9 protein-coding genes are annotated in these 14,484 nt (G+C 58.6%); 2 read left to right on the top strand and 7 right to left on the bottom strand.

Going from position 1 to position 14,484, the window contains the following annotated elements:
* Positions 1-37 precede the first annotated feature (37 nt).
* A complete protein-coding gene (locus AAFN83_RS10700) occupies positions 38-1,072 on the top strand; it encodes an LLM class flavin-dependent oxidoreductase (RefSeq protein ID WP_347769084.1) in 1,035 nt (344 codons plus the stop codon).
* A 405-nt stretch (positions 1,073-1,477) separates the two neighbouring features.
* Positions 1,478-2,572, top strand: coding sequence for a bifunctional 3-deoxy-7-phosphoheptulonate synthase/chorismate mutase (locus AAFN83_RS10695; protein WP_347769082.1), 1,095 nt, complete (start codon positions 1,478-1,480; stop codon positions 2,570-2,572).
* Between the two features lie 131 nt (positions 2,573-2,703).
* Here the strand turns inward: AAFN83_RS10695 and AAFN83_RS10690 are convergent, their stop codons facing one another.
* The 7 genes from AAFN83_RS10690 to AAFN83_RS10660 are packed head-to-tail and all read right to left on the bottom strand — an operon-like array spanning position 2,704 to position 14,311.
* Positions 2,704-3,558 carry a diguanylate cyclase domain-containing protein gene (locus AAFN83_RS10690; RefSeq protein WP_347769080.1) on the bottom strand — a complete coding sequence of 285 codons (855 nt, stop codon included), beginning with the start codon at positions 3,556-3,558 and terminating at the stop codon, positions 2,704-2,706.
* A gap of 1 nt (position 3,559) precedes the next feature.
* Positions 3,560-5,824, bottom strand: coding sequence for a cellulose biosynthesis cyclic di-GMP-binding regulatory protein BcsB (locus AAFN83_RS10685; RefSeq protein WP_347769078.1), 2,265 nt, complete (start codon positions 5,822-5,824; stop codon positions 3,560-3,562).
* Positions 5,825-5,856: 32 nt separating this feature from the next.
* Positions 5,857-7,107 carry a glycosyltransferase family 2 protein gene (locus AAFN83_RS10680; protein ID WP_347769076.1) on the bottom strand — a complete coding sequence of 417 codons (1,251 nt, stop codon included), beginning with the start codon at positions 7,105-7,107 and terminating at the stop codon, positions 5,857-5,859.
* Positions 7,108-7,120: 13 nt separating this feature from the next.
* Positions 7,121-8,539, bottom strand: a complete 1,419-nt coding sequence (locus AAFN83_RS10675) for a hypothetical protein (protein WP_347769074.1) — start codon at positions 8,537-8,539, stop codon at positions 7,121-7,123.
* Entirely contained in the window at positions 8,536-10,137 is a 1,602-nt protein-coding gene (wsfD, locus tag AAFN83_RS10670) for a glycan biosynthesis hexose transferase WsfD (protein WP_347769072.1), read from the bottom strand. The genes AAFN83_RS10675 and wsfD overlap by 4 nt, the downstream gene beginning before the upstream one ends.
* A 20-nt stretch (positions 10,138-10,157) precedes the next feature.
* Positions 10,158-11,288, bottom strand: a complete 1,131-nt coding sequence (locus AAFN83_RS10665; RefSeq protein WP_347769070.1) for a hypothetical protein — start codon at positions 11,286-11,288, stop codon at positions 10,158-10,160.
* Positions 11,289-11,332: 44 nt separating this feature from the next.
* Entirely contained in the window at positions 11,333-14,311 is a 2,979-nt protein-coding gene (locus tag AAFN83_RS10660; RefSeq protein WP_347769068.1) for an EAL domain-containing protein, read from the bottom strand.
* Positions 14,312-14,484: the final 173 nt, after the last annotated feature.

Below are 14,484 nucleotides of genomic sequence, written 5' to 3'. Positions count from 1 at the left end.
TGACTCGATAAGGTTTTTGATCCAAGGAGGGATCCCCATGACCGAATGGCCATCCGTACACCGCCTGGAGAACGGCCGCTATCAGCTGCCCTTCTCCATCCTTGACCTCGTGCCGGTAACGGCCGGCAGCCACGCCAAGGAAGCGCTCAACCGCTCGCTCGACCTCGCCCGGCACGCCGAAGCGTGGGGCTTTCACCGCTATTGGTTTGCCGAGCATCACAATTCCGCCGGCATTGCCAGCTCGGCGACCGCCGTCGTCATCGGCCACATTGCAGCCGGGACGAGCTCGATCCGCGTCGGCTCGGGCGGCATCATGCTGCCGAACCACGCGCCGCTGATCATCGCCGAGCAGTTCGGCACGCTGGAGTCGCTCTTCCCGGGCCGCGTTGACCTCGGGCTCGGGCGTGCGCCCGGCACCGATCAGCCCACCGCCCGGGCGCTTCGCCGCGGCCTCACGAGCTCCGGCCAGGACTTCCCCGCGCTCGTGGAGGAGCTTCGCTCCTACCTCGACGGAACGAGCGGCGGCGTCCAGGCTTACCCCGGCCGCGGCCTCGCCATCCCGATCTGGCTGCTCGGCTCGAGCGGCTTCAGCGCCGAACTCGCCGGGCGGCTCGGTCTGCCGTTCGCCTTTGCGAGCCATTTCTCACCGGAGTATCTGCTGCCTGCCCTCGAGCTGTACCGATCGAGCTTCCAGCCCTCCTCCGTGCTGGAGAAGCCGCATGCGATGGTCGCCATCAATGTATTTGCCGCTGACACCGACCGCGAGGCCGAGAAGCTGGCGACCTCCCAGCGGATGTCCTTCCTCCGGCTGATCCGGGGAGGCGGCGGCCCGTTGGAGCCCCCGGTGGAGTCCATGGACCACCTGTGGCAGAGCGAGCACGAGCGCGTGGTCGTCGAGGGGCAGCAGCGTTTCTCTGCCATCGGCAGCCCGGCGACCATCCGGGCAAGACTGCGCGAGATGCAGGAGCTGACGCAGGCGGATGAATGGATTGCCTCCGGCATGATCTACGATCACGCCGCGCGCCTGCACTCCTATGAGCTGCTGGCTGAGGTGCTGAAGGAAGGCATCTAAACAAACTCGCTCGCTTTCCAAGATGAACGTGCGCGCAAAGAACGTCCCGTCTCACAAAGCACTTGCACGCCCCAGCCGCAAGTCCTATAATGGGGGCTACAAGTTAACTTGGCATTACTATGACGGAGAAAAGTAAGCGGACATGCCCTGACAGGGATGGCGAGCCACCGATTGAGAGCTTGCCGCAGTGAGCCTGCCGCCGAAGTTCCCTCCCGAGTCGACCTCTGAACGGCTGCCTGCAGGAGCCCGTGTAGGAAGGTCCGGCCGCACCCCGTTACCGGTGCAGAAGCGAGAATGCTTGTCGAACGACAAGCCGTCTAACAAGGCTGGTACCGCGGTGGCCCCCCACCGTCCCTTGATAGACGGCTTTTTTTGTTACCCATTCGAAGAAGGAGGACGGTTTGCATGGAAAAGCTGGAAGTGCTGCGAGACCAGTTGGACGGCCTCAACAGCCGGTTGCTGGAACTGTTGAATGAACGCGCCGCTGTGGTGCGCGAGATCGGGAAAGTCAAAGAAGAGAAGGGCCTGCCCAAGTTTGACCCCGTACGCGAGCGGGAAATGCTGGACGAGCTCGTGAAGCAGAACCAAGGCCCTTTTGAGGATGCGGCCATCAAGCACGTCTTCAAGGAAATCTTCAAAGCCTCCGTCGGTCTCCAGGAGAAGGAGCACAAGAAGCATCTGCTCGTCAGCCGCAAGAGCCAGACGGGGAACACCGTCGTTACCGTAAAAGGCATCGAGATCGGCGGAGAAGCCCAGGTCATGATCGCCGGCCCCTGCTCGGTCGAATCGCGGGAACAGCTCCGCACCGTTGCAGCCGGACTGAAAGCGGCGGGCGTGTCGATCCTTCGCGGCGGAGCCTACAAGCCGCGCACGTCGCCCTATGACTTCCAAGGGCTCGGCGAGGAAGGGCTGAAGCTGCTGAAGGAGGTGTCGGAGGAGTTCGGCCTCGTCACCATCAGCGAGATTATCAATCCCGCCCATATGGAGCTGGCTGCCCGATACATCGACATCGTGCAGATCGGAGCGCGCAATATGCAGAACTTCGAGCTGCTGAAGGCGGCAGGCGACGCTCGCATTCCCGTCGTGCTGAAGCGCGGCCTGTCCGCTACGATGGAGGAATTCATCTTCGCGGCGGAATACATCTACTCCCGTGGAAATGAGCAGCTCATTCTGATCGAGCGCGGCATCCGCACGTACGAGAAGTGGACCCGCAACACGCTCGATATCTCCGCGGTGCCGATTCTGAAGCAGGAGACTCACCTTCCTGTGCTGGTGGACGTCAGCCACTCCACGGGTCGCAAGGATATCCTCGTCCCCTGCGCCAAAGCCGCCCTCGCCGCCGGAGCGGACGGCATCATGGTCGAGGTTCACCCCGACCCGGAGACCGCCCTGTCCGATGCGGATCAACAGCTTACGCTGGAGCAATTCAACAGCTTCTACGATCAGGTGCTCTCGTCAGGATTGATGAAGACGGGTGCCTCAACGGGCTCGAGCAGATAAAACTCTAGCAACGGAGGGACAGTCCCGAGTGAGCTCCCCCTCCAAACCAAGGCAAAAAGCCCGGATGAGTAAGGAGAAGTCCTCTCCACGCTCTTTCCGGGCTTTTTCTAGGAATTAACCTTTCGCTGCGCCTACACGTCATATTCCATCTGCCGCTTGGCTTGCGTGAGGAAATCGAGCGCGTTCTCGACCTTTTCCTTGTCGTACTGCACCGCTCCGATGTTGAGGTTAAGCTGAACCTTGTACTTTTGCGCAAAATCCTGGGTATTGAACTGAACGAGACTGGCCCGAATCCGGTCAACGACGATCTTCGCTCCATCCTGGTCGGTGAAGAGCAGAAGTCCCCAGGTGACGTTCTCTTTGTCGATCAGGTACAGGGTGTCGTTCGTACGAATGCTCGCCTGGCTGATCTTCGAGATGTCGAGAACCGCTTCCTCCAGCTGGTCAGTGCGGATGAAGCGTCTCATCTCGTTCCAATATTTCACCTTGATGACGACGAGCGTCAACGGGATTCCATAACGTTCGGAGATTCCGGCGAACACCGTCAAGTCCTTCTGGAAGGCTACACTCGTCTTAAGGTCCGTGCTTTCGTCCAATGTGGCGAGTCGGGCCTTTTGCTCGTTCAGGTCATCGTTCTCCTCCTGCAGCCGCCGGGTAGACAGGGCGAACACCCACACCGCCAGCGTGAAGAGCGGGGCGAGCACAATCCAGAAGTAAGCTCCGGCCTGAACCGCTTCCCCCAGCGTCACCGTCCGGTACAGGACATAGGCTCCGTAGATGAAGATGAACGCCACATTGAGCACGAGTCCGGCGGTCACGGTGGTGAAATAGGTGATGATCGTCATCAGGAAGATGATGTTCAGCACAAACAGGTTTTTGACGTAGCTGTCCGGGTCTCCGGCCATGTAGAGAATCGTCACATAGCAGAGGACGAGAAACCCGAGAAACGCGACATCGGACCATAAACTGCTTCGGGTTCGCTTCATGTTATCCCCTCCCCTTCTTCCCGTGCTTGCGGATGAGCAGCAGGAGCGCGAGGATGGCCAGAATGAGCACAGTCGCAACCGCGAGGGTAAAGGCGAGTGCATCCGGGCGGCTGGTCAGCTCCTCGACAATGGAGGTCGATTCGGCAGCGGCTGCCTGCTTGAAGCGGAACGGTTGAACATTGCCGTCCTTGTCCGTGAGGACACCGTCCCCATACAGCTTCCAGCGCGACGAGTCCCGGCCGATCAGCTCCGCTGCCAGTCGATAGCCTTCCTCCGAAGGACCGGTTACGGCAAGCATCGCTTTCCCCGCTCCATAGGGGGAATCCAATAGCTGCAGGGTTCCGACTGTTTTGCCGTAGCCTTCCTCGATGCTCATCTTCTCATTGGAGAGGATCGTTGCTCCATCCTCCCGATAACGGAAAAAGAGCTTGTCGTTCGCCTTGCGAATGACCTCATTGTCCTGGTAACGGCCGATGACGATCAAGTTGCGGTCCTTCAGCTCCGCTTCGGAAGCGCCGTCAGACAAGACGGCCACATCTCCCGTGTTGCCGCCGGTATATCGTCCGAAGAGATGAATGACATCGGAGATCGCCTGATAGGTGGAGACGGTGAGCTCCGAAGGCAGGACGAACCCGACGCGGTTATACACGCCATCCCGGAGGAATGGGTACGGATAGCTGTTGAAGAGCAGCTCCTCCGTCGAGCGGCTGGGCAGAAGCAGCTTGGAATCCGCTGTTACGTAGGCCCACGGCATCTGCTCGGCATTGCGGATGCAGGACTTCCCCTTCAGCTCCAGATCGAAGGCGACGGTAACGGTGAAGTTCCCGGTTACCTTGAGGTTCTTGGGAACGGTAAGCGTCAGGGTGTCGGCGTCGGCAAGCTCGGTCGTGAGCTTTTTGCTGCCGATCGGCGTCCCGTTGAGGAGCACGGTCACCATCGAGCGATCAAAATCAAGGTTGCGGGCATAGCGGAAATCCAGCTCCAGCTTCGCGGAGTTCGCCAATACCTGTCCTTGCGGCAGGGGGATGTAATACGACAGCTCCTGATGGCGGCTGCCCTTCAGCTGGTCGCCCGCTGTGGTAAGCGGGACGGTCTTGCTCGATTCCACCACAGGGGTATCGACGCGCGTGGACTCCAGAATGTCAACCTTGGAGGAGAGCGTCTCCGCCATCAACTGCGGATTCCCGAGGAAGCGCCCGGCTTGAACGAGCCGCTCCGCGTTGCGCGAGGTGGCAACCAGCACGTTCCGGGCCCCGTCCTGAATCAGTTGAAGGCGCGCTGCTTGATCCAGCCCGTTCGCATCGATGCGCCCCTGCCATTCCGCAGGAAGCTGGTCGTATAGAGCGATCAGCACGACATTCTCGGCCGTGTTTCCCTCTCCTGCCGAGTAAGGACGGAGCGGAATGGCTTTATCCGCCCTGGTGTCCGAACGGGAGAAGCCGGACAGTGCATGCACAGCAGCAGCCCATTCGTCGGCGCTCTCCTTGGCGGAGATCAGCACGAGACTCGTACCGGCCTCCAGCTTGTCGAACCCGGTGAACCGACTGTAAAAGTCTTGAATGGACCCGTCCGCCTTCGTCTCCTGATACTCGATACGCAGCGACGAGGTGGGATACAAATGCATCCATTCGGCAGGAGAAGCCTCCTCGTCTATGCACCCTTCTTCGCTGGTATCGGTGCGCAGGAGGGCGTCAATCCGTACCAGGTTGTCGCCGGATACGAGGAGATCGGTCGGCAGCGTGAGGGTCAGCCTTTCTTTAGCGGTAGATGCGGTGTTGGGACGAAGCGAATAGAACGCATGCCCGTTTAAGGAGAGCGTCAAGCTGGTGTCCTCGGGCAGCGCAAGCTGGGTCAGGCGGTAATCCAGCGTGAGCGTGATGCGGCTGGCCTGCCAATAGGAAGGCAGGTGGAAATAATCCTGCCGAATGGTCCTCGGGCCGACCAGCGACACGTCGTCGGACAGGAGCAGACTCTCCCGGATTTGGACGGGACGGCTGGGGTCTACCTTGCCGGTCGCCGCCTGCTTGTCCTTCCCGGTCGTCTGCGTGGCAGAGCCTCCCGGTGCAGTCACTGCGGCAGGCGGTGTTGGCGAAACGGCTGGAGCCGCTGCACCGCTCGACGGAGCAGCGGTCGCCGCCGGGGCTGCCGTAGCCGCGGGTGTTGCCGTAGCGGCAGGCGCGGCTTGAACATCCGCTTGTCCGCCCAAGGGAACGACGGAGGCGACGAGGATGCCGGTGATCAAGAGAACGAGTGCCTTGCGGATCATGGTGCTCCCCCTTTTTTTCTAGATATCAGTGGTCAAAAGCGTTCGGTCTTGTACCACTTGGTCTCTCGCTTGAAGATCGCGTCCTTCGCATACTGGTACAGCCCGTTCGCCGCGACCAGCATCCAGAGCTGGCAATAAGAGATGTACATCAGCAGAATCAGCCACAGGTTGGAGAAGGTAAGCTCGCCCTTCTCGGTCGTAACGGTAACGAAGGTGCCGACGACGAAAAGCACGATGGCGAGCAGCCATAGAAAGGTGCTCAGTCCGGCAATGGACGTATGCACGTACCCGAGGGCATGGAGAATCAGCAGGGAATCGGAAGTGACGAGAGCGAGAACAAGAAGAAAATAAATGGATACGTAATATAAAATATCGAAGCTGATCCTTCGGGCTGACCATTGAAAGAGCAGGGGCAGGTTCTTGATGATGACGTAGATATTCCCCTTCACCCACCGCGTGCGCTGCTTAAACCAGACCTTGAGCGTCTGCGGCTCCTGCTCCCAGGTGACCGCATGCGGCTGGAACTTGATTCGGTAGCCCATGAGGTAGATCCGGAAGCTGATCTCGGTATCCTCGGCCAGCGCCTTGGTGTCCCACCCGCCGATGCTTTCGACGATCGACCGCCGCATGATGAAGTTGGTTCCGGGAATCGTGCACAAGCGGAACAGCTTCCACCTGCCCGCCTGCGCCATCCACTGGTAGGACAGTGTCTCGATGTTGATGAAGCGGGTGAGCCAGCTCGCATCCCGGTTCCGGGTGCGGAACTTGCCGATGACAGCTCCAAGCTTGTCGTCCGCCATCAACTCGCCGACCAGATAACGCAGAGCCGGCTTCTCCGGGGTGTTGTCCGCATCGTAGATAGCGATCAGCTCGCCGCGGCTTTGGGCGAAGCCGAGGTTGAGCGCATTGGATTTCCCCTTGCCCCCGATGACAGAATCCGTGTTGATGACAATCAGATTTCGGCCAGGATTGCGTTCTTTCACCCGAGCGAGGAGCTCCGCGCTGTTATCCGACGAATTGTCATTGATCACGATGATCTCATAGCGGTCGGCCGGGTAATCGAAGGCAAGGAGCGCTTCGACCGTCTGCACGATCACCATCCCCTCATTGTGAGCGGGAACCATCACCGAGACAAACGGCGGCTCATCCGGAAGAGACGGCGGAAGCTCGCGTTCTGTGCGCATGTAGTACAAGTATCCAGCAATGATGAGCGTCACATTCACCAGGAGAAGAGACCAGATGCTGACGACGCAGATCACCATGAGGATGTTAGCCACTGCCATTGTCTCCACCTCCTCATTTCATGAATTTACGCCGGTAGATGCGGCGGCCGATGCCGATCAGGATGACGAAGGCGATCAAGGCGGCCGAGATCACGACGAGGAAAAAGCGGTTTTGCGCCCGGAAGAGACCAGCAAAGCTTACGGCTTCCTTGCGCTCGTATTCAAACTGCTCGTCGATGGGCCGAGACACGTAATCGGTGCTCATGAACTGGCCGTCGATGGTGAGGACGCCGTTCCGGGAACCGGCCCGATGCTTCTCGGTGACCACTTCATGGTCCTCCTCCTTGTAATCCGTGAAGGGAAGCCACGCCTTAGCCAGTCGGGCGAGGAGGTGCTCCATCTCCTCATTCGTCTCCGGCAGATCGTACGGCAGCGCGACGGGAAGCGGAAGCGTCTGTACATCCGAATGCGAAAGCTCTTCAAGCGGAAGGTCCTCGGGGGAAAAGGTGAAAAGGCTCGAGGAAAACGAGCGGGACGTGGGCATTCGCTCCATAAAGAAGGGATTCTCGTCACGGAGAAGCACCGCCGAATCGAAAGCACCCAGCCCCCCGACGGAGAATTCCCGGTCATACGTCCAGAAGGCCTCTGACACGACACCGAGCGGAACGATGCCGCTCTCGATCAAGGTGTCGACAAAGCCCTCCATCTTCGTGCGCAAGGTGGTGTCCGACCGTGTTGCCGCAAGCTTCACCACCGGAGTCTGGACGAGAATCGAGCCGCCCCGGGACTGCGCATACTTGAGCGCTTCCAGGTAACGCAGCATCGCGGGGTAATCGGTGTTTTGAAAAACCGGCCTGGTGGCGAGCAGGAACGGAATGCCGGCATCACTCAGGCGGTCTGCGAGTGTCCGCAAAAGCTCCAGATCGGAGAACGGGTACGATTCCTTGAGCAGCAAGTATGCCTTGCCTGTTCGCTTGTCGCCCAGCCAGCTCTTTAGATCTCCTGCCAGCGACAGCGTCCCGTCCACTCCGGCCGGAAGGGCCGAAGCCTGGGCCCCTGCCCACTTCGCTAGCGGGTCGGTCGAGGTCTCGGAGGCCAGATGGAGCGCAGCTTCGCCGCCCATCACCGCGAAGCGATTCCCCGTGTAAGCGTCGAGTTCGGCCCACACGGACGGCGGTACGGTGAAATCCGACCGGTTGCGCACAAGCACAACCCGTGGGTAGTCTTCCGCAAGCCCCGGGGTGTACTGATCGAGGCTTACAGGAGTCACGGACAGGCCGAATGCGGCCAGCAGGCGCTCGGTAACGGGAACATTCGGCGCGTCTTCATGGCCGATGGCCTTGCTGTCATAGAGCAGCAGGACGCGATCTGCATTGGCAGCCGTCCCGCTCTCCGCCGCCCGGACGGTTCCTCCGCTCGCGAGGCCTGACACTAGGAGACAGAGGAGAAGGACCAGCGGAGCGATTGAACTTCTCCTGGACGGCTTTCTCATGCCGGGCTCCCTCCCGTCTGTACCGTCGGAGCAGGCTTCTTGGGAGCTCTGCTGTCGGGACGAACCAACCGGCGGCCGATGATGTCCGCAATCGTGATGAAGGTCACCACATCGAAAGCCAGGGTGAAGAGGAACTCATGCTTGGACAAGTCGGCATCGCCAGCACCGATGATGGACACCACGATGCCCGACATTCCGATCAGGATGAGCGTCACGATCAGCACGAGCCGCTGAATCGCCCGCCTGTCCCGTTTTTGCCAGGCTCGAATGAAGCCGGGAAGCTGCAGGCCAACCGTGACGACCGTCCACAGCACGATAAATCCGAAGGTTTTGGGAGCCGCCCCCTTCTTGATCTGGCTGTACAAGGAGAAGAAGGAGGTCTGCTCCCCGAACGGCTTGCCGGCCGACAGCTCGTAGTTGCCCATTGCCGCCGGTCGAATGGAGAAGGCTTGCTTCGCCGCCGCATTCAGCAGGTTGTTGAGCCGGTCGGGATGGGTCACGTAGAAGCGAAGAACGGAGCCGAAGCCGTATTTGTTGTAGAATTCCTGCTCCAGCAAAGGGGAATCCACATCGACGGTGGAATATTGCTCGTAATAGATGCTTTCCTTCAAGATGGCGTACTGCTCATCGATTCCAAAGGTGCGAAGAGTTGCTTCGGGATTGGATGAACCCAGCAAGACCCCGCGCGTCATCGCATGGTATTGGTTGATGTGCACGAACTCCTGGGGAATGAGCACGTACGTGCCTACCCCGCTGGCAAACAGCAAGGCAAGCGATGCGGAGACGATCCACCGGTACCCTTTTCCCGAACGAAGGAAATAGAGAGAGACGCCGAAGACAGCAAGGAGGACGCCGACGGGCGCATTTTGCTGCTTGGAGGTGGTGAGCAGCAGGCCGGTCACCAGGAAAATCGCGAGCATCGTGTAATCATGGAAGCGTCCCCGGCACAGCAGGAGCCAGGAGGCCGTCACATAGAGAAGGGCGATCAGCACGACGCTCTCCCCGAAAAAGGATTGAAAGTAGGCCGTGTAGGCCGTATCTGCGAACAGGAATACCGCAATGGCGGCGATCAGGAGCGCCCGTTTGCGCTGCATTTTCCAGGTAAGCCCTTCGACCAAAAGATAAATGCCGCCCGTGTACAGCAAGGTGAGAAGAGCCGACTGAAAGCGCAGATCGAAGATCTCCCGGCTGTAAAACAGCTTGTTCAAAAAGAGAGCCGCATGAATAAAAAGCGACTGTGAGGAAAACACCATCATCGAGTTCTCATTGAAGTACTGGTAGATTCCGTACGTACGGACGAAGTAGCCGAAATAGCGGCTGTCATAGTCAGGCAGGTGGAAATAGAGCCCGTTCGGATAGAGGATGCGGTAGTAGTCCCCGTTGTCGGCCATGCCGATGTAGGGAGGAACGAACAGCGCCCAGCCGGTAATGAGGAGAACCCCGATTGCGGCAAGCAGGGAGGGCGTCGGCCAACGCCAAAAAGAGGCGCGACGCCGCGCCTCGTTCCTGGATTTCCTACTCCCGTGAAGGCGGCCAACGGTCTCCAACTCCCAAGCAGGGACAAGGCCTTGCCCATGATTGTCATTCTGGCTGTTCATCCTCGTTCCCCCGATAATGTTCAGTAGGTGTACGCCAAAAGGGCCATCAAATTGTCAAACGAATACGCTTCATCGAGCTGATCGTTGCCGAAGCCGCCAAACAGTGCGCTCGACTCCTTGGTGACGCGGTAAGCCTCCATTCGCTCCACCGCCATGTTGTACAGGGTGGGGTCATCCCGCTCTGCGGCGATCATGCCGACGAGCGCGTAGATAGCCGTCGATTCCACGCGGTTCATTGGCTCCCCAGTACGCGAATATTCCCCGTACAGAGCTCCATCGGCCAATCGTTCCTTAATGAAGCGAATGCTCGTGTCCTTCTCCCGGCCCATTTCGGTCAGGTGGAGAATGGTGAGCAAGGATTCGACCGTCCGAATCCCCTCCGACTCATAGCGTTGGGTCTCATAATTATAGCGGGTTTCATAAAACGGGAAGGAATCCGAGAGATACCCTCCCTCTACCGTCGCAAGGGTGTCTTCAACCAGCTTCTTCGGCTCAACCGTTGCGGGGAACTGCCAAAGGGTTCGCATATCGGCGTAGCAGAGGGTAAGGAACCCGTTGGTCACACCTGCCGTCGAATCGTAAAAGTCGCGAAGCTTGCCGTCGCGAACATGGTAGCGAACGAAACGCTCTCCCAGCTGATCGGCTTCCTTGGTGTACGTAGGGTCTTGAAATACCTCTCCCGCCTCGTAGAGTGCGCGAAGGAGCCGAAGTTCATCCACGGATGCCCCCACGGGAAACCGCTTCTTCCATTTGGGACTGTACCGGTAGCTGAAGCCCCAGTCCTGCTCGAAGGTTTTTCGGGCAGAGGTCCACGCCTCGTCAAACTCCTTCTTCTCTGCGGTACGCGCAGCGGTTCGCATGTAGAGGGAGGAGGATTCACTAAGCAGCTCATGGCCGGTGGCCACTTCAGCCTTTTGCTCCGTATCCTTGAAATTCGTGTAGATGCCGTCCGTTCCCATCATTCGGGTACGGACAAACCGTTCGATCTGTTCTCTCTCCTGCAGCCTCCCCGGGTCGTTCACCGCATAGCCAGGGGAGAGAAGCGGACCGGGGGACAGCGCCTCCGGGCTCTTCGTTTCTCCCTTGCACGCCGAAATAACCGTCATGGAGAGCAGGAGTACCATGAGAATCCCCTTCTTCCGGGAACGCATGTGCATGCTCACGTCCTCGCTTACCAGCCGCCCTGTCCTCTCCTCTATCCGGCATCCACGGCGCGGCGCAAAGAGGTGCGGGCATCCGCCCAAGGCAGGACATCCGCTTCCGGGAGGGGACGGCTGATGTAGTATCCTTGTATTTTATCACATTTCATTCGCCGTAAGTCCTCGAGCTGCTCGTGCGTCTCGACGCCTTCGGCCGTCACATCGATGCCAAGGTTTTGGCCGATGGAGATGATGGATTCGACCAGCGACTTCGCGGTCGTATCCTCGCTAATGCCCTGAATGAAGGATCTGTCGATCTTGAGGGTCGTAATGGGCAGCTGCTTCAAATAGCTGAGAGAGGAATACCCCGTTCCGAAATCATCCAAAGCGATGCTGATGCCCAAGCTTCGGAGGTAATCCAGCTTGAGTGTGATGGTGCTGAACGACTTCATAAACACCGATTCGGTGATCTCGATCTGAAGCTGCGACGGAGACAGTCCGGACTCCTCCAGGATGCGGACGACCATATCGGCGAAGTCCTCTTGCATGATCTGGATCAGGGAGATGTTCACCGACACGCGGGCATCGGGATAGCCCTGCTCGCGAATCGACGCCAGGAACTCGCAGGACTGCCGCAGCACCCATTCGCCGATCGGAACGATCAAGCGGCAGTCCTCGGCAATCTCGATGAACTGAAGCGGAGACACGAAGCCGAGCTCGGCGCTGTTCCAGCGCAACAGCGCTTCATAGCCCCAAATCCGGTCACCCTCTATGTCCATGATAGGCTGATAATAGAGGAGCAGCTCTTCTTTGTCCAGCGCCTCCCGCAGGTGCCGTTCGATCCGCATCCGCTCATCGAACGACTTCTGCATCTCTTGCTCGTACAGAACGTAGATCCCTCTACCGGCCTGCTTTGCCCGGTACATGGCGACATCGGCCTTCTGCAGCAGCTCCTCGACGGTAGTCCCGTTGTCAGGGTAGCAAGCGACCCCGATGCTCACGGAGACGTGAACGAGACTGCCCTGCAAGGAGAAAGGCTCCTCCACCGCTCGAATGACCCGCTCGGCATAATGGATGACGTCCTGTTTGGACCGAATGTCCTTGAGGAAGATGACATATTCGTCTCCACCGAAGCGGAAGTGCTCCTCGTATGGACCGGCCACCTCCAGCAGCCGGCGGCTGAATGCCGAGAGAAGCTGATCCCCGTAAGAATGGCCGAGGGTGTCGTTGATGTATTTGAAGTTATCGATATCGAGAAAGAGGAGCGCGGCGGCCGCCCGCTTGTTCTCCTCCGTGAATCGGGCGAGCGATTCGACGAGGGAGCGCTTGTTGGGCAGTCCGCTGAGCGTGTCGTTGTAAGCGAGCTCCCGGTACTTCTCCTCGCTCTCCATCAGTTGGGTCTGATTATCGACGAGCCGGTTGTATTGCTCGAGCAGCTCCGCCTGCACGGCGGTCAGCTCTTCGTAGGTGGATTCCAGCTCCTGATAGCTGTCCTGCAGCTTCACCTCGAAATCCTTGCGGTCGGTGATGTCGGTCATCGACCCGGCAAACCGGATGGGAACCCCGTCCGCAGCCCGCAGCACGGTTCCCCGCACATGAAACCATTTGTAGGAGCCGTCCTTCGTGCGCAGCCGATACTCGCAATGGTAGTACGGGGTTTCATCCGCCAGATGCTCCCGCTTACTCTTCGCCTCGGCGATGACGTCGTCCGGGTGAATGATCGTGCGCCACCCTCCGTACTCCTCGTTCAGTTCCCCCCGCTCGTATCCGAGCAGTTCGTACCAGATATCGGAGAAGTAATACTTCTGCTTCACCATGTCCATGTCCCAGATAACGGCGGCGGAAGCATAGGTGGCAAGCGAGAAGCGTTCATTGCTCTTTTCGAGCTTTCGACGAATGCCGCGGACCTGATTGATGTAGAAGAGCAAGAGCGCAATGAATACGAGAAGGAGGGTGAACGCAGCCAAGGTTACCAGGACGAGGGTTCGGTAGGTCCTATAGAAGGAAAACGGCTGGTTGATGATCTCGCTGCCCTTGGGCAGACGGTTGGTAGGCACGGAATACTTCTTCAGCTCGTTATAATCGAAGACCAGCCGGGTCGTGTCTGCTTCATAAAAGGGGATGTCCTCCAGCCGTGTTCCATCGAGAACGAGGAGGCCGAGATTCGCTGCTTCCTCCCCTTGAAGAGTCCCGCTGATGACGCTTCCTCCTAATCCCCCTTTGCCCAGTCCAAAATTATAAATCAAGTAGATCGGAACCCGGCTCCGTTCGTTCAATTCGCGGGTAAAGGCATCGAACTCCACGACGTGACCGGTTCCGTCCTGATGGTAGGAGGTGATGAGAAAGGCGCTGTCCTTTTGCATCGTCTCGGACAAGTTCAAGATATCCTGCTCCGAGTAATGACTGAGCTCTATGGGCGTCAGTTGAGGAAATCGGGTACGGATCGCGTTCATCACGATGATCCCTGTCGTATCTCCACTCTCGGTCATGTCATACAGAATATAAACCTTACGGAGGAGGGGGTTGATCTTGAGCGCGGCGTCCAGCGTTCCCACCGGATCGAGTACTTCCAGAACCCCGGTAACGCCATGCTCGCCTGCCGTCAATCGTTTGGCACTTACCTCATTGACGCCCGAAAAGACAATCGGTGCCATGCCGAGGATATCCCCGCGATGCTGCAAAGCGAATTCCAGGGCTTTGTCATCCGTGGTGATGACGAGATCGAAGGTGATGTCTTCGTATTTTGCTTTGATCCGCTCTTGAAAGTTGCGAAGGTTGGTCTCGTTCGGGTATCTCTTCCAATCGAGGTATTCCGTATAGATGGTGGTATTCTTCTTCGCTTCCTTCAGGCGCTTCGTAATCCCGTCCGTCTGCTCATCCGTCCACTCCATCCCCTTGTGGTAGGAGTTCAAAATGAGAATCTTGGGAGAGGAAGCGGCCTCTCCCTGAACGGAGCGCGGGAACGCCAGAACCAGGCATACGAGCATCAGACCTGCGCACCATCGAACAAGGCGGTTTGTATATGGGCTGTTCACTCCGGACAACACCTCGGCTTCGGTCTCGACTCGCGAAAAACCGTTTCAATTCGACATCTTTTTTATTTCGCTGCTCCTCCCTCTTCCTCCTTCCCGTCTTGGAAAAAATAACTTCTTTTCCCCAAGCAACAGCGACCTTCTGGATGCCCCTTCTCCATCTCGCCCATGCTAAT

It is taken from the genome of Gorillibacterium sp. CAU 1737 (assembly GCF_039888655.1).
Taxonomy (GTDB): Bacteria; Bacillota; Bacilli; order Paenibacillales; family NBRC-103111; genus Gorillibacterium.
Note: the sequence above shows the minus strand (reverse complement) of the source record. Positions and strands in the feature narration are given on the sequence as shown.

Excerpts from the sequence above, each read along its gene's own strand:
- AAFN83_RS10700 (WP_347769084.1), top strand. The coding sequence starts at position 38 with ATGACCGAATGGCCATCCGTACACCGCCTGGAGAACGGCCGCTATCAG.
- AAFN83_RS10695 (WP_347769082.1), top strand. The coding sequence starts at position 1,478 with ATGGAAAAGCTGGAAGTGCTGCGAGACCAGTTGGACGGCCTCAACAGC.
- AAFN83_RS10690 (WP_347769080.1), bottom strand. The coding sequence starts at position 3,558 with ATGAAGCGAACCCGAAGCAGTTTATGGTCCGATGTCGCGTTTCTCGGG.
- AAFN83_RS10685 (WP_347769078.1), bottom strand. The coding sequence starts at position 5,824 with ATGATCCGCAAGGCACTCGTTCTCTTGATCACCGGCATCCTCGTCGCC.
- AAFN83_RS10680 (WP_347769076.1), bottom strand. The coding sequence starts at position 7,107 with ATGGCAGTGGCTAACATCCTCATGGTGATCTGCGTCGTCAGCATCTGG.
- AAFN83_RS10675 (WP_347769074.1), bottom strand. The coding sequence starts at position 8,539 with ATGAGAAAGCCGTCCAGGAGAAGTTCAATCGCTCCGCTGGTCCTTCTC.
- wsfD (WP_347769072.1), bottom strand. The coding sequence starts at position 10,137 with ATGAACAGCCAGAATGACAATCATGGGCAAGGCCTTGTCCCTGCTTGG.
- AAFN83_RS10665 (WP_347769070.1), bottom strand. The coding sequence starts at position 11,288 with ATGCGTTCCCGGAAGAAGGGGATTCTCATGGTACTCCTGCTCTCCATG.